Origin of the sequence: Pseudoxanthomonas sp. (genome assembly GCF_036845285.1) — a bacterium.
Classification (GTDB): domain Bacteria; phylum Pseudomonadota; class Gammaproteobacteria; order Xanthomonadales; family Xanthomonadaceae; genus Pseudoxanthomonas_A.
Genome location: NZ_DAIUEE010000015.1, coordinates 39,083 through 63,182, shown reverse-complemented (window position 1 = coordinate 63,182; position 24,100 = coordinate 39,083). Strand labels below are relative to the sequence as shown.

The 24,100-nt window shown below is 64.9% G+C and carries 20 protein-coding genes; 12 read left to right on the top strand and 8 right to left on the bottom strand.

What is annotated here, in order from left to right; all coding sequences use genetic code 11:
• Positions 1-34 precede the first annotated feature (34 nt).
• The 5 genes from V7060_RS16095 to V7060_RS16075 all read left to right on the top strand — a co-directional run bounded on the left by V7060_RS16095 (position 35) and on the right by V7060_RS16075 (position 9,867).
• On the top strand, positions 35-868 hold the full coding sequence (locus tag V7060_RS16095) for a hypothetical protein (RefSeq protein WP_334180279.1): 834 nt from the start codon (positions 35-37) through the stop codon (positions 866-868).
• A 293-nt stretch (positions 869-1,161) separates the two neighbouring features.
• Positions 1,162-4,095: a TonB-dependent receptor gene (locus V7060_RS16090; RefSeq protein WP_334180261.1), complete on the top strand. Its 2,934-nt coding sequence runs from the start codon at positions 1,162-1,164 to the stop codon at positions 4,093-4,095.
• 390 nt (positions 4,096-4,485) lie between these two features.
• Positions 4,486-7,350, top strand: a complete 2,865-nt coding sequence (locus V7060_RS16085) for a TonB-dependent receptor (protein ID WP_334180260.1) — start codon at positions 4,486-4,488, stop codon at positions 7,348-7,350.
• Between the two features lie 74 nt (positions 7,351-7,424).
• Positions 7,425-9,269: a sulfotransferase gene (locus V7060_RS16080; RefSeq protein WP_334180259.1), complete on the top strand. Its 1,845-nt coding sequence runs from the start codon at positions 7,425-7,427 to the stop codon at positions 9,267-9,269.
• A gap of 4 nt (positions 9,270-9,273) precedes the next feature.
• On the top strand, positions 9,274-9,867 hold the full coding sequence (locus V7060_RS16075) for a 2OG-Fe(II) oxygenase (RefSeq protein ID WP_334180258.1): 594 nt from the start codon (positions 9,274-9,276) through the stop codon (positions 9,865-9,867).
• Positions 9,868-9,873: 6 nt separating this feature from the next.
• Here V7060_RS16075 and V7060_RS16070 read toward each other — a convergent pair whose 3' ends face one another.
• From V7060_RS16070 to V7060_RS16045, 6 genes are all read right to left on the bottom strand, one after another.
• Positions 9,874-11,172: an aspartyl/asparaginyl beta-hydroxylase domain-containing protein gene (locus tag V7060_RS16070; protein ID WP_334180257.1), complete on the bottom strand. Its 1,299-nt coding sequence runs from the start codon at positions 11,170-11,172 to the stop codon at positions 9,874-9,876.
• Positions 11,173-11,244: 72 nt separating this feature from the next.
• Positions 11,245-12,138 carry a DUF4097 family beta strand repeat-containing protein gene (locus tag V7060_RS16065; protein WP_334180256.1) on the bottom strand — a complete coding sequence of 298 codons (894 nt, stop codon included), beginning with the start codon at positions 12,136-12,138 and terminating at the stop codon, positions 11,245-11,247.
• Between the two features lie 11 nt (positions 12,139-12,149).
• Complete coding sequence (locus tag V7060_RS16060) at positions 12,150-12,635, bottom strand: hypothetical protein (RefSeq protein WP_334180255.1); 486 nt, start codon at positions 12,633-12,635, stop codon at positions 12,150-12,152.
• Complete coding sequence (locus V7060_RS16055) at positions 12,632-13,222, bottom strand: sigma-70 family RNA polymerase sigma factor (RefSeq protein ID WP_334180254.1); 591 nt, start codon at positions 13,220-13,222, stop codon at positions 12,632-12,634. Before V7060_RS16055 ends, V7060_RS16060 begins: the two co-directional genes overlap by 4 nt.
• 371 nt (positions 13,223-13,593) lie before the next feature.
• On the bottom strand, positions 13,594-15,384 hold the full coding sequence (locus V7060_RS16050; RefSeq protein ID WP_334180253.1) for a phosphoenolpyruvate carboxykinase (GTP): 1,791 nt from the start codon (positions 15,382-15,384) through the stop codon (positions 13,594-13,596).
• 512 nt (positions 15,385-15,896) lie between these two features.
• On the bottom strand, positions 15,897-16,640 hold the full coding sequence (locus tag V7060_RS16045; RefSeq protein WP_334180252.1) for a helix-turn-helix transcriptional regulator: 744 nt from the start codon (positions 16,638-16,640) through the stop codon (positions 15,897-15,899).
• 109 nt (positions 16,641-16,749) lie between these two features.
• On the opposite strand from V7060_RS16045, the gene V7060_RS16040 reads away from it, so the two are divergent.
• Genes V7060_RS16040 through V7060_RS16030 form a run of 3 tightly spaced genes read left to right on the top strand, consistent with a single transcriptional unit; the run spans position 16,750 to position 18,452 of the window.
• Entirely contained in the window at positions 16,750-17,196 is a 447-nt protein-coding gene (locus V7060_RS16040; RefSeq protein WP_334180251.1) for a hypothetical protein, read from the top strand.
• 5 nt (positions 17,197-17,201) lie between these two features.
• Complete coding sequence (locus V7060_RS16035) at positions 17,202-18,017, top strand: DUF2145 domain-containing protein (RefSeq protein ID WP_334180250.1); 816 nt, start codon at positions 17,202-17,204, stop codon at positions 18,015-18,017.
• A gap of 21 nt (positions 18,018-18,038) precedes the next feature.
• Complete coding sequence (locus tag V7060_RS16030) at positions 18,039-18,452, top strand: hypothetical protein (protein ID WP_334180249.1); 414 nt, start codon at positions 18,039-18,041, stop codon at positions 18,450-18,452.
• Positions 18,453-18,480: 28 nt separating this feature from the next.
• Here the strand turns inward: V7060_RS16030 and V7060_RS16025 are convergent, their stop codons facing one another.
• The gene (locus V7060_RS16025) at positions 18,481-19,089 is read right to left on the bottom strand and encodes a TetR/AcrR family transcriptional regulator (RefSeq protein ID WP_334180248.1); all 609 of its coding nucleotides are present in this window, start codon (positions 19,087-19,089) and stop codon (positions 18,481-18,483) included.
• A 142-nt stretch (positions 19,090-19,231) separates the two neighbouring features.
• Between V7060_RS16025 and V7060_RS16020 the strand changes: the two genes are divergently transcribed.
• The 4 genes from V7060_RS16020 to V7060_RS16005 are packed head-to-tail and all read left to right on the top strand — an operon-like array spanning position 19,232 to position 23,599.
• Positions 19,232-20,185, top strand: coding sequence for an alpha/beta hydrolase (locus V7060_RS16020; RefSeq protein WP_334180247.1), 954 nt, complete (start codon positions 19,232-19,234; stop codon positions 20,183-20,185).
• Positions 20,182-22,659, top strand: coding sequence for an acyl-CoA dehydrogenase (locus V7060_RS16015; RefSeq protein ID WP_334180246.1), 2,478 nt, complete (start codon positions 20,182-20,184; stop codon positions 22,657-22,659). The genes V7060_RS16020 and V7060_RS16015 overlap by 4 nt, the downstream gene beginning before the upstream one ends.
• Before the next feature lie 36 nt (positions 22,660-22,695).
• Entirely contained in the window at positions 22,696-23,091 is a 396-nt protein-coding gene (locus V7060_RS16010) for a hypothetical protein (protein ID WP_334180245.1), read from the top strand.
• Between the two features lie 19 nt (positions 23,092-23,110).
• Positions 23,111-23,599 (top strand): hotdog fold domain-containing protein, encoded by a 489-nt coding sequence (locus V7060_RS16005; protein WP_334180244.1) that lies wholly within the window; start codon positions 23,111-23,113, stop codon positions 23,597-23,599.
• Between the two features lie 107 nt (positions 23,600-23,706).
• Here the strand turns inward: V7060_RS16005 and V7060_RS16000 are convergent, their stop codons facing one another.
• A complete protein-coding gene (locus V7060_RS16000) occupies positions 23,707-24,057 on the bottom strand; it encodes a DUF1304 domain-containing protein (RefSeq protein WP_334180243.1) in 351 nt (116 codons plus the stop codon).
• Between the last annotated feature and the right edge of the window lie 43 nt (positions 24,058-24,100).

Genomic DNA, 24,100 nt, shown 5'->3' with positions numbered 1-24,100 from the left:
GAATCTGCGTAGCCTGTCACTGTCGCTTGCCCTGTTGCTCGCCTCCGGCGTGGCAACGGACGCGCATGCGCAGAAGGCCCCACGCAAGCCCGCCTCCGACACCCATCCCACCGCCCTGCCGATCTGGAACAACGACGGCAAGGTCGAAGCCGTGCTGCTGCTGGAACCCACCGGCCAGGCCGAAGCCGGCGCCCGTTGGCGCATGGGGCGCAATTCGCTGACCACCGCCTTCGGGCTGGACAGCGGCGACGAACTGGGCTTGGTCTGCAACCGCAAGGCCGGCGTGGTGGGCAACATCGGCAACCTGGCCAGCCATTGCATGCTCGCCACGCTGGGCGACGACGACGACACCAACGCGAGCCAGCGCGTCAGCGCATCGGCCATCCTGAGCCGCCCCGGCGGCAAGCTTGGCCTCTCCGCCGGCACCGGCCGCGACACGCTGCCTGCCTGGCTGTCATCCGGGCGCGGTACCAGCCGTGTCGAACAGAACGATCTGACCGTATTCGGCCAGAAGAACATCGGCCGCGAAGGCTTCGTGTCGATCGGCGGCGCGGTGGCGAAGGCCACCCTGGTGCCCGCTTCCGACCTGCCCGCCCTTGCCGACCGCTGGAACAGCCGCAGCCTGACCGTCGGCGGCGGCTACGGCCCCTTCAGCGCCAACATCATCGGGCGTGTCGTCGATGTCCCCGGTCAGCCCGGCAAGTTCGAAGGCCTTGGCTTGGGCCTTACCTGGCGCACCCCGTGGAGCGGACAGCTCACCGTCGGGGCCGAGAACGTCATCACCCGCGGCAAGAATCCCTTCTCGCTGACCAACGAGAACGCCGACGAAGGCACCGTGCCTTACGTCCGGTACGAGCAGGACCTCTAGCCCCCTTTGCTTTTCTACCTCCCGAACCGCGCATTCACAGCGCGGCGGCTACGCGTGTCCGGCAACCAAGATTGGTGATGTTCTGGCACCCATGCCGGCATGTGCCGGCAGCAAGGCGTGCCCGGCATCACAAATACGTAACTAAGCTTATCTCTATCCGTCCCGGGTCTTCACGCGGGTTTAATTCTTGTTAAAACCCGACTAGTATCCGGTCACCCCCTCGTTTCGTGGCCACCTTTTGGCCGCATCGAGGGACACCTTGGGATAGCCCCTTTACGGGAGAGAGAGAAAAAATGAACTGCAAAACCACGAAGCTCCGTGACGCGATCTCGTTCGCGCTCGCGGCGGGCATGATTTCGACTGCCGGCACCACGATCGCCTTTGCTCAAGAGCAGGCGCAGGCCACAACGCTAGATCGCATCGAGGTCACCGGCACCCGCATCCGCCAAGTTGATACCGAAACCTCGCAGCCAGTCCTGACTATCAGTCGCGGCGAGATTGAGAAGCAGGGCTTCTCTTCGGTTGCCGATATCCTGCAGAACATCAGCGCTGTCGGCACTCCGCCGATCAGTCGCGCGCAGCCGCTCTCTTCGGGCGAAGCCGTCGGCGGCACCTTCATCAGCCTGCGTGACTTGGGTGCCGCCCGCACCCTGGTACTGCTCAATGGCAAGCGTCTTGGCATCACCACCAGCGGCTTGCAGGACATCTCGACCGTGCCGGTCGCCGCTATCGAGCGCATCGAAGTCCTCAAGGACGGTGCGTCCTCGATCTACGGCTCGGACGCCATCGCCGGCGTGATCAACATCATCACCCGTTCCAACTACGAAGGCGCTGCAGCCAGCGTCTACTATGGTCAGTACGGCCAAGGTGACGGCGAGACCACCCTCGGCGACGTCACGATGGGCTTCACCGGCGAGCGCGGCTCGCTGACCATCGCCGCCGAATGGGCGGATGAGAAGAAGGTTGCCTCTGCTGATCGCCCCTATTCGGCGTTCCCGCGCAGCAACATACATCCGGACCTGGGTTGGACGGTGGTTGGCCAGTACGGTGGCTTTGCGGTGTCCAGCCTGTTCCCGCTGCCTGGTTTTGCCAATGGCCGCTACATCCTCCGCGACGGTGGCAACCCGCGTAACCCGGCTGACTACCGCCCGCAGAACGTCGATTCGACGGTAACCACCGACAAGACCAACACCAACCTGCAGACCGACCTGCGTACCCCGCAGGAGCGTCGTGCACTGTTTGTCGACGGCATCTACGACCTGACCGACAACGTCCGCTTCCGCACCAACCTGATGTACAGCAACCGCGACAGCCTGCGACAGGTTGCCGGTTACCCGTATCAGGCAATTGCTTTCGGTACGCCGATGGCTGCCAATAGCTACTTCAATCCGCTGGGCGTGGAGATTCAGAACTGGTGGCGCCGCACGTGGGAAGTGCCGCGTACCAGCCAGTCCGACCTGACGACCTACCGCTTCGCCGGCAGCTTCGAGGGTAGCTTCGAAGTAGGCGAGAAGTTCTTCGACTGGGACGTGGGTTACCTCTACAACCAGAACAAGCTGGTACAGACCGGTACGGGCAACCTCAACCTCACCTCGCTGCGCGCAGCGGTGGGTCCCTCGTTCCTCAACGGTGATGGCGTCGTGCAGTGCGGCACCGCAGCCGCCCCGATCGCGTTGAACCAGTGCTCGCCGTACAACCCGTTCATCCACTTCGGCAACACTGGGCAGGGCGCACTGAGCGGCAACCAGGCGCTGCAGGCTTTCCTGTTCCCGACCTCGCACGCCACCGCCGAGACCGAAAGCACCGTCATCACCGCCAACCTGGCCGGCTCGCTGTTCACGCTGCCCGCTGGCGACCTCGGCTTCGCCATCGGCCTGGAAAACCGCAAGGAAGAAGGCGCGTTCAGTCCTGACTCGCTGGTCCAGAGCGGCAACACCACCGACTTGGCGAACTTCCCCACCAACGGTGGCTACACGGTGGATGAGGTCTACGCAGAACTGCAGATCCCCGTGTTGGCCGACCTTCCGGGCGCACGTGAACTCAGCTTCAACATCGCGACGCGCTATTCCGATTACGATGCGTTCGGCGACACCGTCAACAACAAGTTCGGCTTCAAGTGGAAGCCCGTCGATTCACTGATGATCCGCGGCACCATCGCCGATGGCTTCCGTGCGCCGACGATCAACGACCTGTACGGCGGCGGCTCGCAGAGCTTCGACTTCTTCACCGACCCATGCGACGTGCAGTTTGGCGCCTCGCGCACCAGCGCGGCGGTTCGTGCGCGCTGCCAGACGGGCTTGGGTGCGGTCAACGCGGACACCTTCCGCCAGTTGCAGCAGGGCTTCGTTCCGACCACGGCGGCCAGCTCGCAGACGCCGGTGGCGTTCCTTTCCGGCTCGAATGACCAGCTCACGCCGGAACAGTCGCGCTCGAAGAACCTTGGCGCCGTCTGGAGCCCGGGCTTTGTCGAAGGCCTGAACGTCGCGCTGGACTGGTGGGAGATCAAGGTGGAGAACACCATCATCTCCGATAGTGCCAACCTGATCCTCAACGATTGCTACATCAACAACATTGCCGCCCGTTGCGGCGCGTTCCAGCGAGACCCGCTCACCGGCATCGTCAACTACCTGCGCCGTACCGGCATCAACGCCGGCTACCGTGAAGTGGAAGGCTATGATCTGGACGTGGCCTATCGCCTGCCGACCGAGAGCTGGGGCAACTTCGCGATCCAGTGGACCAGCACCTATACGGTCCGCGACGATCTGGTCAGCACGAAGAACGCGGTTACCCACCCCAATCCCTTTACTGGCGTGGGCTGGGCGGCAACCGACACCGGCACGCATTTCCGCATTCGCTCGAACCTGAACCTGAATTGGGAACTGGGTGAGTGGGGCGCGAGCTGGACTGCCCGCTACTACTCCGGCCTGAAGGAAGCCTGCCTCAGCGCAGCGGCATACCCGGACGAGTGCAGCAACCCGACCTATTCGGCGCCCAGCAATTCCGGCTCCGCCACGTCGCGCGCCACCAACGAGCTGGGTTCCAATACGTTCCACGACCTCCAGCTCCGCTGGACGGCGCCTTGGAATGCCACCATCTCGGTCGGTGCCAACAACGTGTTCAACCATGTCGGCCAGGTGTTCTACAGCCAGCCGAGCGCCAACGTGTCGTACTACGGCGGCTTCGACATCGGCCGCTTCATGTACATGCGCTACACCCAGCGCTTCTGATAACCGGAACTGCTGCTGTAAGACTTGGCACGGCCCCGCAAGGGGCCGTGCTTTTTTGTTTTGATAGATCAAGAAGTGAAACACATGGTCACCGGGACAAGCGGCTGCGAGAAGACGCTTGCCGAGGCGCTTCGCTCCAAGTTACGGCCGGCGGTCCTGTCGCCGCCTCGCACCGTCAGAGTGCTTTTGCCTGTTCAGGTTGAAATCTCTGCACCTGGAGAGGACTTTGCCTCTGCGGGCCGGTGGTTTTGCCGAATTTTGGCCGCTTAACAACACTTTAATTCTTGCCGGTGCCCGACTATGATCGGGCCACCCTCGCCATTTGGCCGCCGTTTCTTGGCCGGCCGGCGGGGATTCCCTAGGGCTTAAACGACCTCACTCGGAGAGAGAATGAACCACAAGACCAACAAGCTGCGCGAAGCCATCGGCTTTGTACTCGCAGTGGGCGTCACCAGTGCTGCCGGCAGTGGAGCTGCTTTCGCGCAAGAGGCGGCAAGTGACGCCAAGAATCTGGACACGGTTCGTGTCACTGGTTCACGCGTTGCCCGCGTAGAAACCGAAACCGCCAGCCCCGTTGTCATCATTGATCGCGCCGCTATCGAGCAGACTGGCAAGCTAACCTTGGGCGATCTGTTGCAGGAAATGCCTGCAATATCCGGTGCCCCTACCAATCCACAGGTCAACAATGGCGGCGGCGACGGCGCTTCGACCATTGATCTTCGCGGACTAGGCTCGCAGCGCACGCTTGTGCTGGTTAATGGCCGTCGCACAGTCAACAATGACATCAATTCGATTCCAGCTACCGCAGTCGAGCGAATTGAGATTCTGACCAGCGGCGCTTCGGCCGTATACGGCTCGGATGCAGTAGCGGGCGTTGTGAACTTCATCCTGCGCCGTGATTTCGAAGGCCTGACTGCGTCGGTCGACTTCGGTATCACGCCAAGCCATCAAGACGGGCAACGTACCGGCGCCTCGGTAACCTTCGGCCAAGTTGGCGAGAAGGGCAACATCATCGCTGGCATCAACTACAACCAGTTCGATGGTGTCTCGTCGGCGGATCGTGACTTTTCCAAGGATGCCACCTATCTATACAGTGGATACGTAACTATCCTCGGTTCTAGCCGCGCCCCGCGTGGACGCATCTACCTGCCGTCAGGCAATTCATTCAATTGCTCAAGCGTGACTCGTATTGAAGGGGCCTCTGGCGCTTCACTCGGAGACTATCGTTGCTACAGCGGCGCTACTGATTCGTACAATTATCAGGCCACCAACCTGATCGTAACGCCACAAGAGCGCTCAAACGTATTCTTCCTAGCAAACTATCAGATCGGCGAAAACCTCAATGCGTTCGCAGAGGTTTATCACAACCGGACGACATCAAACTTCGCTATCGCCGCACTTCCGTTCGATGGTCGCTCTGATGGCGTGCACATCGCTGCCGACAATTTCTACAATCCGTTTGGCGTCGATTTCGGCGCGGGCACGGCACGCGATTTCCGCACGCGGTTCACGTCGCTGGGACAGCGCCGATCCTATTACACTACCAACACCAGCCAAGCGGTTGCCGGTCTAGAGGGCTTTGTCGGGCAAACGTGGAAGTGGGATGCCGCCATCAACTACGGCCACTATGAGAGCCGCAACTCCAGCTATGGCTACGTCGATTACGCCAGCCTGGCCGATGCGCTCGGACCCTCCTTCCGCGATACGGATGGCGTAGTCAAGTGTGGCGCAGCCGGCGCCATTATCTCTGGCTGCGTTCCACTCAACATCTTCAACATCGACGATCCCCAGACCATCGCGACGCTGCAGCAGTATCAAGCCATCCCGGACTACTCGACCCGCTACATCAATCGTAGCTTCGAAGCCAATGCAAGCGGCGAACTCTTCAGCCTTCCTGCAGGTGCCGTCCAGTTGGCATTCGGCGCCTCGTATCGCGAAGAGACCCAGGACTCGGGGGTTAGCTACATTGCACTCGCCCAGTTCGACGAAGATGGAAACATCTACTGCGTCATCTCAGGTGAAGCTTGCTCGACCCCGAATGCGGGCTCGTTCGATGTAACCGAACTCTATGGCGAATTGTACGTTCCGATTCTGTCGGAGCTCCCCTTCGCCCACCAACTGGCTGTTACGCTGGGCACCCGCTATTCCGACTACAGCCTATTCGGCGACACCACCAACAGTAAATTGCAGGTGGAGTGGCGTCCGATCGAGAATCTACTGCTTCGCGGCACCGTGGCTGAGGTTTTCCGCGCACCCAGCATCAATGACCTTTACGCTGGTTCGGCCGCGAATAGCCCCACGGCCATCGACATCTGCGCGGGCTACGGGCGCGCCAGCACACCTTTGAATCATGAGAATGCCTGCGGCGCCCCCACCGGCGCGACCAACATCGACCCGGCGACTGGCATCATTAACCCCGGTCTCTCGCAGGTCAACGCAATCACTTCCGGCGCGAACCTTCTGGGCTACAACCTACAGCCGGAAGAAGGCAAGTCATTCGACTGGGGTGTCGTGTACGACCCGCAATGGCTGCCAGGCCTCTCGCTGAGCCTGGACTATTGGCGGATGTATCTGGACAACACCATCACCAACCTCGCTGCCAATACCGTACTGAACGCCTGCTATGCCGACGACAGCAGCCCAACCTGCTCGTTGATCAGCCGGTACGACGATGGCCAGATTCGCTTCATTCGCGAGCCGGTCGTCAACCTCGGACGACTTGACGTCAAGGGCTGGGACCTTGCGCTGCGTTACAAACTGCCTGACACCGCTTGGGGTAGCTGGCTGTTCGGCCTCGACGCTACATATATCGCTCGCTACGACAACAACACGCTGCCAGGCGGCCCCGAAGCATTGAACAATCGTGTAGCGGGCACCTACAGCACCCAGTACGGCAACTTGGCCCGCAATCGTGGCCGTTTGTTCGCAAACTGGCAGAAGGGCGACATGACTGCATCATGGCGAGTTCGTTATGTCGGTGGATTCGATATCGAAAGCTCCGATGCCGGCTGTTCGCTGGACAATCCCCAGTTCTGCGGCGTAAAAACCACGTACAGCGACTATTTCGTGCACAGCTTCCAGATGGGTTATTCACTGCCTTGGTTCAACTCGAAAGTCGAGATCGGCCTCGATAACGCCTTCGACAAGCAGCCTCCGATGATGTACCAGAACAACGTGCTGAACGCGAATACCGACGTGCAAACGTTCGATACGCTGGGTCGCTACCTGTGGGCCAGATACACCGTTAATTTCTGATTGTCGTTGAAGTCCGCATTTGAAGCACCGAACCGCGCGGATTTTCCGCGCGGTTTTTTTATATCATCCTGCGCATGATCCAAGACCAACTCCGACACGCGCTACAGCTCCTTCAATCCGGCCGGGCGGAGGCTGTTGTAGACTATTGTGACCAAGTGCTCCGCGACTCGTCACTCGGAGTCGCGGATGCTGAAACGCTCCTGATTCTGAAGGCATCCGCTTTAGAGGATCTGGGAAACCATCAACTGGCGATTTCGGCTTATCGTTCGCTGGCGGAACAGCGACCTACAGTTGGCGCGCATTGGGCGAACTTGGCGCGGGCTCTGCACCACTGCGGCGAGTATGCCCATTCGGATGAAGCTTACCGCCGCGCACTATCTCTCGACCCTGGCTGCACCGAGTGCATGCTGGACTACGGGCTTCTGCTGATGGACATGGGACGCATTGGCGAAGCGCGTCACCGGTTTCTGGATGCGGTGGATACGCAGCCCGACCTTCCTGATGCCAGGATCTATGCATCGATCGCATGCTTCGAATGCGGGGATGCTCAAAGGGCAGCAGTTCTGTTGCCAGATGCCAAAACTTGGAACGGACTTTCACCCCAGCTGAGTGAGCAACTGGCGACGGCATTGATGCAGGTTGGACGCATAGATGAGGCCGAGCGCATCATGCAGGAGCGGCTGAGCAACACATCCGAGGCCTCGATTTCAATACGACTCGCGCAGCTTTTCGAAAGAACAAATCGAACCGACGATGCCTTGAAACTCATTGACCACTTGAAGCATCAGAGCAGCGAATTGGAGCGCCAACTCCAGATCGAACTCCTAGGACTACAGTCTTCTCTTGCCTTGAGGATGGGAAGGCATGATGAGGCAAGCAAATATGCATATGCCCTACTCGATCTTCATCCAAGCGTCCAAGCCGAGGCTAGCACCCATTTTACGTTGGCGAGCATCGCTGATAAGCAACGGGAGCCCTCAAAAGCGATGGCGCACCTGGAGAAGGCGCACGCCATCCACTTCCGGCTCGCGGAAGACGTGGTGCCGGAGATCGCCCACTCCGATGCCGAGCCGCTGAAAGTCTCCAGCAAATGGCTGGCGGAAGACGAAGGTGGCTTCCGCCACGATCCGCACGCACCGGATGAGAAGGCATCGCCTGTCTTCATCGTCGGATTCCCGCGCTCCGGCACCACCATGCTGGAACAGATGCTGGATGCGCATCCCGGTTACGCGTCGATGGACGAGCGCGCCACGCTGCAGCGCTGCATCGAGCACATGGAGAAGCGCGGATTCGAGTATCCGCATGGCCTGGATCGGTTGGACGCTGCGGCAGCGGACGACCTGCGCGCGGTCTACTGGACGGAGGTGGCGAAGGTCATCACCCTCGCGCCTGGCCAGCAACTGGTCGACAAGAATCCGCTGAACATGCTGCGGCTTCCGATGATCCTGCGGTTGTTCCCCAACGCGAAGATCATCCTGGCGTTGCGCCATCCTTGTGACGTGCTGCTGAGCTGCTACATGCAGAACTTCCGTTCGCCGGCCTTCATGGTGCTGTGCTCGAGCCTGGAAAGGCTGGCGAAAAGCTACACCAATGCGATGCGCTTCTGGATCCACCACCAGGCCCTGTTGGCGCCCGATACGCTGATCCTCCGCTACGAGGATACCGTGGGCGACTTCCCCGCACAGGTCGACCGCATCGGTACGTTCCTCGGGATCGAGGACCGCGATTTCCTGGCGCAGTTCAGCCAGCACGCCGCGCGCAAGGGCTACATCAGTACGCCGAGTTATTCGCAGGTCGTCGAGCCGGTGAATACCCGCGCCGTCGGCCGCTGGCAGCCGTATGCACGCTGGCTGGCGCCCGCACTGCCCATCCTGCAGCCGGTGGCCGACCATTGGCGCTACGACCTGACGGTACGATGAGTCGATGAAAGCCCTCGCCGATTGCATCCGCACTTACGACGATGCCCTGCCCGCCGCGTTCTGCCGGCAGCTGATCGACAACTTCGAAGCGTCCACGCAATTCCAGGTGCCGAACGGGCGCGGCTACCGGCCCGCGCTGGACGACAGCCGCTGGATGGAAATGAACCTCACGCGCCTGGCGGATCCTGCGTTCGTGGGATTCTTCATGACACGCATCGAACAGGCGCTGGAGCGCTACAACGCCGACCTGTCGCTCACGCTTCCGGTGCCGTTGCGGCCACGCATCGACCGATTGACGATGAAGAAGTACCGCGCCAACAGCGGCGACACCTTCCAGCCGCACTTCGATTCGGTCGACGAAGTCGCTGGGCGCTACATGGTGTTCCTGTGGTACCTCAACGACGTGCAGGAGGGCGGCGCCACCCGCTTCACCGACCTCGGCATCGACGTGACGCCGCGCGCGGGTCGGCTGCTGATGTTCCCGCCCTACTGGATGTTCCAGCACGTGGGCGCGCCGCCGGTGTCCAACGACAAATACATCCTGTCGACCTACCTGCTGTTCGACAAGCCGGGTGCGCCCGACCACACGCACGAGTAAGCGTGGTCACGCCACACCGGCGCGGGCGTTGAACGCGCCGATCGTCTCCACCAGCCGCGTCAGCGCCTGCACTTCCACCTCGCGCAACCGCGGATGCCAGGTGTCGAGGATCATCACCACGCGCAGTCGATCGCTGCGGTTCCAGGCAGCATGCAGGAACGAGTCGTCGAACGTCACGCAGCGGCCCTCCGCCCACGCATGCTCCACCCCGCCCACCTCCAGCGCGCAGTCCGGCGGCACGATCAGCGGCAGGTGCGTGACCACGCGACTGTTGGTCACGCCATGGTGCGGCTTGATCACCGTGCCGGGCGACAGCAGCGAGAACAGCACTTCCGGGGCATGCCCGTCGATGCGCGTCAGTGGCACCTGCGCCAGCACGGCCGAGGTCACGGGACAGGCCGCCAGATGCCCGGCATACGCCTGGCCATGCCGGTAGAAGAAGTAGCCGTCCCACGCCGCGGCGTCCAGATCGTGCGCGTTGTCCAGGAAATCGCTCTTGCGTGCGCCCCCGCTGAAGTCCAGGAACGGCTGCAATCCCTTGCGCGCCGCGAGCACCTGCTGCAGTTCCGCACGGATCGCGTCGGTGGCCTGTTCCAGCGCGGCGTACCACGGGAACAGCGTCCGGTCGAAGTACGGTTCGGGCTGCAGGTCCGGTACGTAGAAGAACGTCGGCTTCTGGCGGGGATCGGGACTGCCTGCAGGCCGCAGGCCCAGGTAGCCCTCCAGGGCGTGCACGACGCGCCGCAGGTCGTCGGCACCATGCTGTTCGACCAGTGGCGCGACCGCATTGGAGAACAGCGCATGCCGGCCGGCATCGATGGTCGCCATCGCCTGCCGCACACGATCGCGCAGGTCGGGCACGGTGGTGGTGTCGTTGAGCCAGCGGCCCTTCGCCTGCGCCGTGGTGACCGCACGGAAGAACTGCACCAGCGCTTCTTCGGTGCGTCCAAGCACCTGCAGGCCTTCGGCGAGTTGCAGGCGCGCAATGAAGGCTTCCGGCGCCAGCGCGACGCCGCGTTCAAGCGCATCGACCGCGCCTGGCGTATCGCCCACGTGGAGCCGGCAGGCCCCCAGCCGCATCCAGGCTTCTCCCATGCCTGGTGCGGCGGCCGTCAGCGTATCCAACCGGGTGGCCGCTTCGGCGAAGCGCCCCAGCGCCATCAATCCCTGCGCCGCAACCAGTTGCAGGGCATCGTCATGGGGATGCGCCGCGAGCCCCTGTTCGGCATCGGCCAGCGCCTGTGCGGCATTGCCCGTTTCCAGATGGTGGCGCGCTTGCTGGACATGGAATGCAGCACTGGTCATGCGGCGGAGCCTCGGTCGGAATCATCGGGAAACGCGTCGATGATACGGGACGGCGCGCCGCCGCCGAGGCGCTTACTCCACCCGCACTTCCGCGCTGCCGGAGAAGGTTTCCAGGCTGACCCGGCCGCTGCCACTGCCGTAGGTGGTGGAGAAGCTGGCACCGGGACCGCGGCGCTTCTCGATGGTGACGCCGGTGGCCTTGAGGCTGCCGCTGAAACTCTCGCCGCTGACCTGCGCGGAGACATCCTTCGGCAGGCGCAGCAGCAGGCTGCCACTGACGGACTCCATGCTGATCTCGCCCGATGGCGCCAGCGCCGTGCTCACTTCGGCGCGACCGCTGACGGTGCTGGCGCTGAGGTCGCGCACGCGTTCGCCGTTGACGACCACTTCGATGCGGCCGGAGACGGTTTCCGCGTCGATGTCACCGTTCAGGCGGCCGCGCAGCACGATGGAGCCGCTGACCGTACTGACGTCCACGTCCTGACTGTTGAGCGTAAGGTTGGCGTTGCCGCTGACCGTTTCCACGTCCGCCTTGCGCGGTGCGGCGGCCGCGACGACGCTGCCGCTGACGCTGCTGATCGAAAGCTCATCGGGGGCCACGCCGCTGACATCCACGCTGGCGGCCACGGATTCGATATCCAGGTCCGCACGCACCGGCACCATCACCACCAGCGTGGTCGGGCCGGCGCTGTTGCCGCCCCAGTTGCTCTTGGGATAGCGCACCTCGATGCTGAGCTGCTCGCGCGAGCCATCGATGTCGAGACGCTCCACGCCCTTGCCCAGCGTGCCGGTGATTTGGACTTCATTGCGCTCCCAGCCGCGCACTTCGATGCGGCCGCTGACGTTGTTGATGTCGACGCGACCGCGCGCATCCAGCGGGCGCGTCTCGTTGATGGCGGTCTGCGCCAGCGCGGACGGCGCCAGCAGTGCGGTGGCCAGCAGCAGGGAGATGGAATAGGTACGCATGGGGAAACTCCTCAGGTCAGGACCGCGCGCTGGGTCAGTGCCAGGCGACGGGCGTAGGTGCGGCGCAGCTGTTCCAGCAGGAAGCGCGCCTGGGGATCGGTAGCGATGGCGTGGCGGATCTCCGCCGCGCTCTGGTCCAGCGCATGCAGCGCCGGGGCGTAGTCGGGCGAGGCCTTGGCCTGCGCATCCATCTGCGCCAGGGCACCGGTGTAGTCGCGCGTCATCGCGGCGGCTTCGCGCTGGATCAGCGCATCGCCTTCGGGCGCACGCTGCAGCTGCCAGGTCACCGTGACAGCCAGCAGCACGGAAGCCGCCAGGGCGAATGGCGCCACGCGACGGTGGCGTCGCGACGGGGCGATCGCCATCGCAGGCGCCGCTGCGAGTTTCGCGGCGATGTCCGGCCACAGGTCGCGCGAGGGTGGCGCGTCCTGGCGCAGGGCACGCAACTGCCAGCGCAGCGCGTCGTCAGACAATGGGGTGGGATCGTGTGGGGTCATGCGTGTGCTCCTAGACGCTCGCGCAGCAGGTGCCGCGCGCGGTGCAACTGGGCTTTCGAACTGCCTACCGCCATGCCCAGCTCGGCGGCGATCTCTTCATGCTTCCAGCCTTCCACGTCGTACAGGACCAGCACGGCGCGGGCGCGAGGCGGCAACGTGGCGACGGCGCGCTCCAGGTCCATCGACAGAGCCGTGCTGCTGCCGGCGCTGTCGGCCATGCCCAGGTCTTCCAGCGCGTCCTCGTCATCGTCGAAGCGCGGACCGGTGCGGCGGCCACGCAGTTCCATCAGCGCGGTGTTCACTGCCAGGCGATGCAACCAGGTACTGAAGGCGCTCTCGAAGCGGAACGCCGGCAGCGCCTGCCAGGCCCGCACGAACGCCTCCTGCGTCAGATCCTCCGCCCTCACGCCGTGGTGGCCCACCAAGCGCTGGATGACGCCATGGATGCGGCTTGCGTGCCGCCGGTACAGCGCCTCGAAGGCCCGCATGTCCCCCGTGGCCGCCGAGCGCGCCAGGGTGGTGTCCTGGGCGGCGGCGTCCTCGGGGGTGAGGCAGTCGGCAAAAGGGTCGATCACGGCATTCAGCATACTGACTGGGATGCGGGCGGGTGCGCAGGGGTTTAGAGGCGCCGGACTTTTTTGCCGACGCGGGTTCAGTCCACCACAAAGCCCTCTCTATGCGCGGCTCCCCTCGCCCCGTGGAACGGGGAGAGGGTGCCGAAGGCGGGTGAGGGGCGAACGAAGTCCGGGGGCATGCGCATCAGGACAAGATCCAGATCATCGATGCTCGACGACCTGCGGGCGTACCGCTGACATGTGCGCCGTCGCCCCTCATCCGCCCTCCGGGCACCTTCTCCCCGCAGGCGGGGAGAAGGAAACGCGCCCCAAGAAAAAGCCCCGCGGCATCCGGGGTGGATGCGGCGGGGCTTGCGCAGGAAAAGGGTGCGCGAGGCGGGGAATCAGTGCGCCAGGCGGGCGGCGATGCGTTGCTGTTCGTCCTTCAGCGCCTGCGGGGTGCGTGCACCGAATTCCTCCAGGTAGTCGCCGATGCCAGCGAACTCGGCCTGCCAGCCGGCGCGGTCGAAGCCGAACAGCAGCTCGTGCGCTTCGTCGCTCAGCGCCACGCCGTCCAGGTTGAGGTCCTCGGCGCGTGGCAGGTGGCCGATCGGTGTTTCCACTGCGTCGGCCTTGCCTTCGACGCGGCGGATCATCCACTCCAGCACGCGCAGGTTCTCGCCGAAGCCCGGCCACAGGAATTTGCCGTCGCCGCCCTTGCGGAACCAGTTCACGTGGAAGATTTTCGGCAGCTTCGCATCGGCGCCATCGAACGACAGCCAGTGCGCGAAGTAGTCGGCGAAGTTGTAGCCGCAGAACGGCTTCATCGCCATCGGGTCGCGGCGCATCACGCCGACCGCGCCGGTCGCGGCGGCGGTGGTTTCCGACCCCATCGCGGCGCCGACCAGCACGCCGTGCGTCCAGTCGCGCGCTTCGAACACCAGCGGCACCAGCGAGGCTCGGCGGCCACCAAAGACGATGGCGCTGATCGGCACGCCCTGCGGGTCCTCCGCCTTGGCGGAATAGCTGGGGCACTGCCTGGCCGACACGGTGAAGCGCGAGTTCGGATGCGCGGCCGGGCCGTTGGCGGCGTCGAACGGACGGCCCTGCCAGTCCAGCGACGGCGTGCGCGTGTCCAGGCCTTCCCACCACGGCTCCTGCTCGTCGGTGACGGCGACGTTGGTGAAGATGGTGTGGTGGCTGATGGTGGCCAGCGCATTCGGATTGGAGCTGTCCGACGTGCCCGGCGCCACGCCGAAGAAGCCGGCCTCCGGATTGATCGCGTACAGGCGGCCGTCGGCGCCGGGGCGCATCCAGCAGATGTCGTCACCGATCGTCCAGACCTTCCAGCCGGCCTGGCGATAGCCTTCCGGCGGGATCAGCATGGCCAGGTTGGTCTTGCCGCACGCCGAGGGGAACGCCGCGGCGATGTAATGCGTCTCGCCCTGCGGGTTCTCGATGCCGACGATCAGCATGTGCTCGGCCAGCCAGCCTTCGTTGCGCGCCTGGTGCGAGGCGATGCGCAGCGCGTGGCACTTCTTGCCCAGCAGCGCGTTGCCGCCGTAGCCGGAGCCGAAGCTCTTGATGGTCAGCTCGTCGGGGAAATGCATGATGAAGCGGCGGTCCGGGTCCAGCTCGCCGGTCGAGTGCAGGCCCTTCACGAAGGTCCCTTCCCGCTCGATACGCGCCAGCGCCGCAGCGCCCATGCGGGTCATGATGCGCATGTTCGCCACCACGTACGGCGAATCGGTGATCTCCACGCCGCAGCGCGACAGTGGCGAATCGATCGGCCCCATGCAGTAGGGAATGACGTACAGGGTGCGGCCGCGCATGCAGCCGGCGAACAGCGCGTCCATCTTGGCGTGCGCCTCGGCCGGAGTCATCCAGTGGTTGTTGGGGCCGGCGTCTTCCTGCTGCGTGGTGCAGACGAAGGTCAGGTGCTCCACGCGCGCCACGTCGCTCGGGCTGGAACGGTGCAGCCAGCTATGCGGGTGGGTTTCGGGGTTCAGCGGCAGCAGCGTGCCGTCGGCCAGCATCTGCCTGGTGAGCCGCGCGTTCTCGGCATCGCTGCCGTCGCACCAGTGGATCTGATCGGGTTGGGTGAGCGCGGCGACCTCCGCAACCCAGGCATTCAATGCATCCAGCGAACTGCCCGGAAAATCGTTGCGTTTGAAAACATCGACCGCTGCGTTCATGCGCCACCCTCGAAAAGTGAGACCAAAATGATACCAATGTCTTGTCCTTCAGACGAGGAGAACGCGCCCGGAGGCGACTGGCGGTCAGGCGGCGGCCGGAATTAGCCGCCCCTCCCCACTGGCGGGGGAGAGGGCCGGGGTGAGGGGGGCAGGACGTCATCGATGGTCTTCGGAACGCCATCGATCGCTCCCCAAGCTCCTCCGCGAGGCCATGAATGTCATTGATCGAGCAAAAAGGGCCATCGATGGGACTCGGAAGGCTATCGATCGGGTTCGGAAAGCCATCGATAGAGCAAAGGAAGGTGATGGATGGGGTTCAGAACTCCATCAATGGAGAAAAAAGGGCCATCTCGATGGCGCACAGAGGGCGATCGAGGGTGCTTCTTGCTCGATCGATGGAACTCGGAAGGCGATCGATGGCACTTTGAGCTTGATCGACGGCCCTTTTTGCTCGATCGATGGCCCTCCGAACTCGATCATCGGGCTTCGGAGCGCCATCCTCACCGCGGCGGTCACGCCCCGCGCGAGCGCCGGTAGGGATTGAACAGTTGCAGCAGCCAGGGCTTCTGCGCCAGCACCAGACTCACGCCCACTCGCTCTTCGGCCGGCAGCGTCGCGTCGCGGGCCAGCAGGGCGTCGAACTCGCGCGCCACTTCCTCCAGCCGCTGCCGCAGCTGCTTGATGCCGTCGATGCTCAGGCTGCCGCTGAGCAGCAGCAGCGCGTCCTGTTCGCCATCGAACGGATCGGCGAAGTAGTCGGTCAGCAGAGTGTGGCGGAAATAGCGCTCCATCGGCCCGTCGGCGCGCCAGCGGAAGTTGCGCGCGGTCAGTGCGCGTCCGCGGTTGCCGGGCATCAGCTCGATGATCTCCAGCCGGTCCAGCTTCACCAGCATCCCGGTCCACTGCGCCGGGGTGAAGCCGAAGTGGCCCATCACGTCGTCCTGCCGCCAGCGGTTGAGGGTCAGGAACAAGGCGAGCAGCAGGGTGGGTTCGTCGACCAGCGCCTGTTCCTGCGCCTCGCTCAGCAGCGCCATTGCCTTGCGCCCCCGCGAGGCTTCGGCGCTGAGTTCGGCCAGGCCGACGTCCAGCACCTCGCAGATCTGCTCCAGCCGCTGCAGGCTCATCGCACGGCGCGAAAACATGCGCTTGACCGCCGCCTCGCTCATGCGGATGCGCACGGCGAGTTCGCGGTAGGTGAGGTTCTGTGCGCGCAAGCAGCGCTTCAGTGCGTCGATCAGGTCGACCGAGACGGCCATCGGTAGCGCATTCCTATACCGGACGTTGCGCCGGAGCTTACCTCGTCGATGCCGATTGAACACCGCCCGGGGCGCCGCCCATGGTGCGGCGACGCCGGAGGACTCCATCATGACCCGCCTGATCGCCCGTTCACTGACCCTCACCCTGGCCACCGCACTCTCCGGCGGCTTCACCCTTCCCGCTCAGGCCGCGCCGCAGTCCGATGGCGCCAGCCGGCTGTCGCAGGCCAGCCTGGAAGCCTCCATCGAAGTGCCGGTGGCGGTGATCCATGCGCTGGGCCACGGTGCCTCGGCGGTGGTCACCGGCGTGGCGGTCGTCGCCGGCAGCGTGGCGGTGACGGTATCCGTCGCCGCCGCCGGCGTGGTGGGTGCGGCCTCGTTCGTGGTCTACCTGAGCGCGGAGGCGATCAAGCGATTGGGTATCGCAGTGGGTACCGCAGTCAGCGTGGCGGTGGTGTCGACGGGCTGGATCCTCAGCGCGGCCGGCGAGGCGTTGTGCTTCATCGCCAACGACGCCGCGCGACCGCATATCCACAGCCATCGCTACGGCGGCTGAGCGCGATGCGCGCGCTCGCGGTGCTGTGTCTCATCATCGCCCTCGCGCTGCCAGGGACGGCACGCGGGGGCGATGCCTGCCGGCAGATGGAGATGCCGCCGCACAAGGTCGCCGAGGCCGCACGCACGGCGTTGCTGGCGGCGAAGCAACTGGACGAGGTGGACGCACCGGTCGCGTTGATCGCGCGCGTCGGCACCGACCTGTCGAAGCAGGGACTGGTCTACAGCCATGCCGGCTTTGCGGTGCGCGACCACGCGCACGGGCGCTGGACCGTCGTGCACCTGCTCAACGAATGCGGCACCGACCGCTCCGGCCTGTACGCGCAGGGGCTGGTGAACTTCTTCTCCGACGACCTGGTGAACCAGGACCTGCGCATCGTGTGGTTCCCGCCGGAGGTCGCCGATCGATTGGCCGCGCGCCTGCAGCAGATGCCGCGCCACAGCCTGCACCACCCGCGCTACAACCTGATCGCACGCCCCGGCAGCGAGGACTACCAGAACTCCACCGCGTGGATCGTGGAGGTGATGGCATCGGCGATGGCGGACCGCGGCATCTACGACCGTCGCAGCGCGTACGCGTTCGCGCGCGGCGACGGCTTCGTGCCGGATACGGTGCATATCGCCTATTCCAAGCGCGTGCTGGGTGGGCTGTTTTCCGCCAACACCGATTTCACCGACCACTCCGTCGGCACACGCCTGTCCGGCGACTACCCGGTCGTCACGGTGCGCTCGATCTTCCGATGGCTGGAGCGTAGCGGCTACGTGCGCGAGCAGCGGGAATGGCGGGGTGGCGTACGGCAGCGGGCAATGGGGCCGGCGTAATCCGCTCACGAGGAGATCGACATGTTCCTGACCCTGCTCGCCGTCACCCTGTTGCTCTCCGCTGCGGTCGCATGGGGCGTTACATGGATGTTCTCCAAGCCCATCGACCGGATCCTGACGCGCATCATCGCCGACGACATCAGTAAGGCATGGCTGCGCTACATGCAGTTCGCCACGCTCGTGGTCGGCGTGTCGTCCGGCGTGCGCATCCACGAACTGGAGCGCTACATCACCGCCCCGCAGTGGATGGACAAGGAAAAGGCGCAGATCATCGCGCTGACCACCGAGCGCTGGGTACTGGAGGTCTACCGCACCATCATCGAGACGTTGCAGGGCATCGCCTGGATGCTGCTGGCCTTTTTCGCGGTGGCGCTACTTGCGTATGTCATCGTGCGGCTGTCGGAGCTGAAGCGCGCCGCGTCAGCGTCCAGCTAGCTAGGCGGGCGCAGACCCGCCCCGCGTATCAGGTCGGAATCAAGGTCGAGATGACGTGTTCGAGGTAGGTCTCGAATTCTTCCGACGTCATGCGCGGCTGCTGCAACTGCAGCGACAACTGCAGGAAACCGACATAGGCCGCGTAGGCCAGGCGTGCGCGGTGGGTCGCATCGGTACGTTGCAGGCCGGCCTGGCGGAACATCGCCACCAGATAATCGAGGCGGCGCTGGGAGATGCGGTCGATCACCGGCTGCACGGCCGGATGGTCCAGCGCCTTCAGCAGTTCGCTGTAGATGATGTGCGGTTTGACCTCATGGCCGACCAGCTGGAACAGCGCACGCAGGCGCTCGCGCGGATCGGCGACCTTCTCCAGGCTGCCGAAGATGTTTTCCTGCTCGCCTACTTCCCAGCGCTCCAGCGCCGCCTGCAGCAGCGCATCGCGTGAAGGGAAGTGCCAGTAGAAGCTGCCTTTGGTGACGCCCAACCGGCGCGCCAGAGGTTCCACCGCCACCGACGACACACCTTGTTCAGCGATCAGGTCGAGCGCCGCCTGCGCCCAGTCGTCCGCACTCAGGCGGGCATTGCGGGTGGGGGCGGCGGCGGGCGTCTCGGGGCTGGGTGCGTTCATGTTCCGCATTTAACCATACGCCGCGGTGTGTAGCGGTATGTATGTTGCGACGCATCACAAGTAAAGCCAAATCAAGCGGTTGCAGCAGAAGCGTCGGCACCGGCCCGATTGACTACTCTAAATGCGACAACCCATACTAGCCCGTATGGTGATGCGCGCCTCTCCAGCCCCGACAGCCCCCTCCCTCGTCACTGACACCGGAACGGATGGTGTGTTGCCGGGGCAAGGCGATGCCTCACTCGCGATCCGCCATTTCGCCTCGCCCGGCGCGCTGCAGGCGCATCCCGCCTTGATCTTTGCGCATGGCTTCGGCCAGACGCGCGGTGCCTGGACCCGAACCGGCGAACGGATGGCCGCGCAGGGGTATGCCGGCCTCGCCTACGACGCTCGCGGCCATGGCGGCTCCGACCGCAACGCCCCCGACCTGCCCTACACCGGCGACCAGTTCGCCGACGACCTGATCGTGGTGGCCGGCGAACAGCCCGAGCCGCCGGTACTGGTGGGCGCCTCGATGGGCGGGCTGTTCGGCCTGATCGCGGAATCGCGCTGGCCCGGCCTGTTCCGCGCCATGGTGCTGATCGATATCACCCCGCGCTGGGAACAGGCCGGCCTGCAGCGCATCCTGGCCTTCATGACCGCGTTCCCGGACGGCTTCGACTCGCTGGACCACGCCGCCGATGCCATCGCCGCCTACCAACCGCAGCGCCGCACGCGCAAGTCCGCCGACGACCTGCGCGAACTGCTGCGCGAAGGTGCCGACGGGCGCTGGCGCTGGCACTGGGATCCGCGCCTGGTGGACGAACTGGCGCGCGACAGTGCGCAACACCAGGACGCCATCGCCGACGCCGCGCGCCAGGTGCGCTGCCCCGTGCTGCTGATCAGCGGCGGCCGCAGCGACCTGGTGTCCGAGAAGACCGTCGAAGAATTCAAGACGCTGGTGCCGCATGCGCGCCACGTGCACCTGCCGCAGGCCACGCACATGGTGGCCGGCGATGACAACGACGCCTTTACCGCCACCGTGCTGGAATACCTGGCAAGCCTGTCGGCCGTGCCGGGTAATGCCGAATCCGATGTAACCGAATCCGTGTCCGGAGCAACCCCATGAGCATCGTCATCCCCTTCCTCGCCTTCCTGCTGGCGGGCGCGTTCGCCGCCTACCACCGGATCCGGCTCGCCTACTGGGCAGCGATCACCGCCAGCCTGCTGGTCGCGTGCTGGCTGCTGGGCGCCAACCCCACCGCCACCGTCGTCGCGGCGCTGGTCGTGGTGGCGATCGCGGTGCCGCTGCTGATCCCGGCGATCCGCAAGCCGCTGATCACCGCGCCCGCGCTGGGCTTCCTGCGCCGTGCGCTGCCGCCGCTGTCGCAGACCGAGCGCATCGCGCTGGAAACCGGCTCGGTGGGCTTCGAGGGCGACCTGTTCACCGGCGACCCGGACTGGAACAAGCTCCTCGCCTACCCGAAGCCGCAGCTCACGGCCGAAGAGCAGGCGTTCCTCGACGGTCCGGTGGAAGAACTGTGCCGGATGACCAACGACTGGGAAATCACCCACGTCCACGCCGACCTGCCGCCGGAACTGTGGGACTACATCAAGAAGCACAAGTTCTTCGGCATGATCATCCCGAAGCAGTACGGCGGCCTGGGCTTCTCCGCGCTGGCGCACCACAAGGTGATCCAGAAGATCGCCTCGGTCAGCAGCGTGGTCAGTTCCACCGTGGGCGTACCGAACTCGCTGGGCCCGGGTGAACTGCTCAACCACTACGGCACCCAGGAACAGAAGGACTACTACCTGCCGCGCCTCGCCATCGGCCAGGAAGTGCCGTGTTTCGGCCTGACCGGTCCGTTCGCCGGTTCCGATGCGACCTCGATCCCCGACTACGGCATCGTCTGCAAGGGCGAGTGGAACGGCGCCAACGTGCTGGGCCTCCGCCTGACCTTCGACAAGCGCTACATCACGCTGGCGCCGGTCGCGACCATCATCGGCCTGGCGTTCCGCATGTACGATCCGGACGGCCTGATCGGCGACACGCGCGACATCGGCATCACCCTGGCGCTGCTGCCGCGCGACACGCCCGGCGTGGACGTGGGCCGCCGCCACTTCCCGCTCAACTCGCCGTTCCAGAACGGCCCCATCCACGGCAAGGATGTGTTCATTCCGCTCAGCCAGCTGATCGGTGGCGTGGAGATGGCCGGCAAGGGCTGGAACATGCTCAACGAGTGCCTCGCCGTCGGCCGCTCGATCACCCTGCCCTCCACCGCCAGCGGCGGCGCCAAGGCCGGCGCGCGCGTCACCGGTGCGTACGCGCGCATCCGCAAGCAGTTCGGCCTGTCGGTCGGCCGCTTCGAAGGCGTGGAAGAAGCCCTCGCCCGCATCGGCGGCAAGGCCTACGCGATCAGCGCGCTGTCGCAGGCCACCGCGGCGGCCGTGGACCGCGGCGATGTGCCGTCGGTGCCGTCGGCGATCGCCAAGTACCACTGCACCAACATGGGCCGCGACGTCGCCAAGGACGTGATGGACATCGTCGGCGGCAAGGGCATCATCCTGGGCCCGCGCAACTTCGCCGGCCGTGCCTGGCAAGCCTCGCCGATCGCCATCACGGTGGAAGGCGCGAACATCATGACGCGCAGCCTGCTGATCTTCGGCCAGGGTTCGATCCTGTGCCATCCGTACATCATCAAGGAGATGCGCGCGGCGCAGGATCCCGATGCGAAGGCGGGCATCCACCAGCTGGACGCGGTACTGTATCCGCACATTGGCGGTGCGATTTCCAACGCCGTGCGTTCGTTCTGGTTCGGCATCACCGGCTCGAAGATCGGTGCCGCGCCGGGTGATGCGTATACGAAGAAGTTCTTCCGCAAGCTCGACCGCTACGCCGCCAACCTGGCGCTGCTGACCGACATCTCGCTGGGCGCGCTGGGCGGCAAGCTGAAGTTCAAGGAATCGCTGTCCGGCCGCCTGGGCGACGTGCTGAGCCACCTGTACATGATGAGTGCGGTGCTGAAGCGCCATCACGACGAAGGCACGCCGGAAGCCGACAAGCCGCTGCTGGCCTGGGCCTTCCACAACAGCGCGTACGAGATCGAACTGGCGCTGTCGCAGGCGCTGCGCAACTTCCCGATCAAGCCGCTGGGCTGGTTGCTGTGGCCGGTGGTGTTCCCGTGGGGCCGCCGTGCGGTGGCGCCTGGCGATCGCCTGAGCCATCGCGTCGCCATGCTGCTGATGGCGCCGAACGAGGCGCGCGACCGCCTGGGCCAGGGCGTGTTCCTGACCCCGTGCGAGAACAATCCGGGTGGCCGCATCGACAGCTACCTGGCCGCCGCCGTCGCCGCCGAGCCGGTGGAGCGCAAGTTCCTGAAGGCGCTGAAGACCAAGGACATCGAGGCGCTGGACTACAGCGCGCAACTGGACGAAGGCGTGCGCGAGGGCTGGATCACCGCCGACGAGCGCAAGCAGTTGGAAGAACTGCGCGCGATCACGCTGGACACGATCACGGTGGACGACTTCGACACCCACGAACTGCGCGCGGCCAGCTTCTACGACCTGCCCCAGCACAAGCGGCACCCGCGCGAAGCGGCCTGAGGACGGCGCGACGGCCCACGACGCAAGGACCCGTCCATGACCGATGCCCCGGTACACCCCTTGCTGCTGGCGGCCGGGGCATTGGCTTTCCTGGTCGCGGCGATCCATTCGGTGGCCGGCGAATACATGATCTTCCGCCGCCAGCGGACGACCGGCTGGATGCCGGACAACGGGGGCAATGTCCTGCGGATCCGCCATGTGCGCATCCTCTGGGCGAGCTGGCACCTCACCAGCGCCTTCGGCATCGCGCTCGGTGCGATCCTCGTCCGGCTCGCGTTCGCGGACAGCCCGGAGGTGCAGCGACTGTTCGTCGAGCGCGCGGTCATCGGCGGGATGCTGGCCGGCGCCCTGTTCGTCTTCGTGGCCACGCGTGGACGGCATCCCGGCTGGATCGGGCTGCTCGGTGTCGCGGTGCTGACCTGGCTGGCCTGACCCCACGGAATCCGATCCCATGCGCGCCGATGTCCTGACGATCTACCGCAGCCTGAGCAGGAAGCCGTTCGGCCACTGGCTGTTTTCGCGGCTGATCTGTTTCAAGGCGCCTTACTTCGGCAGCATAGGGCCGCGCGTGACGCGGCTGGAACCCGGCCGTGGCGAGGCGACGATCGCGCACCGCCGGTCGGTCACCAACCACCTGGGTACGGTGCATGCGATCGCGCTGTGCAACCTGGCCGAGTTCGTCGGCGGGCTGACCACCGACGTCAGCATCCCGCGCTCGATGCGCTGGATTCCCAAGGGCATGACCGTCGAATACCTGAAGAAGGCGGTCGGCACGATGCACGCCGTCGCCACGCCGGCGTTCGAGCCGCGCGAATCCGCTGAAGGCTACGACCTGCCGATGGACGTGGTGGTCAGCAACCCGCAGGGCGAAGCGGTGTTCCGCGCCTGCATCGCCATGTGGGTGTCGCCGAAACCGCCACGCGAGGCATCGCCGTTGTAGGAGCGACGTGAGTCGCGATCGCACGGCATCCGATCCCGCGTCAACAAAGATCTCCGGCAATCCGGAGTTCGCGGTCGCGACTTACGTCGCTCCTACAATGGCTTTCCTCAGATGAACCAGACCGCGACCAGCGCCGCTACCGCCGGTAGGCCCTGCACGAAGAAGATGCGCTTGTTGACGCTCCACGCGCCGTACAGCGCCGCCACGATGACGCACAGCAGGAAGAAGACGACCACGTTCCACTGCGCCGTGAACAGGCCCCACAGCAAGCCAGCGGCGAGGAAGCCGTTGTAGAGGCCCTGGTTGGCGGCAAGCACGCGGGTGGTCTCGGCCTTCTCGGGCGTGTTGCGGAAGGTCTTCAGCCCCAGTGGCTTGGTCCACAGGAACATCTCCAGGACCAGGAAATAGACGTGCAGCAGCGCCACCAGCACCACGAGTACCGTCGCGATCACGTCCATCCGCATCTCCCGTTAGAAGGCAGGCAGCATAACGGCAATGCGC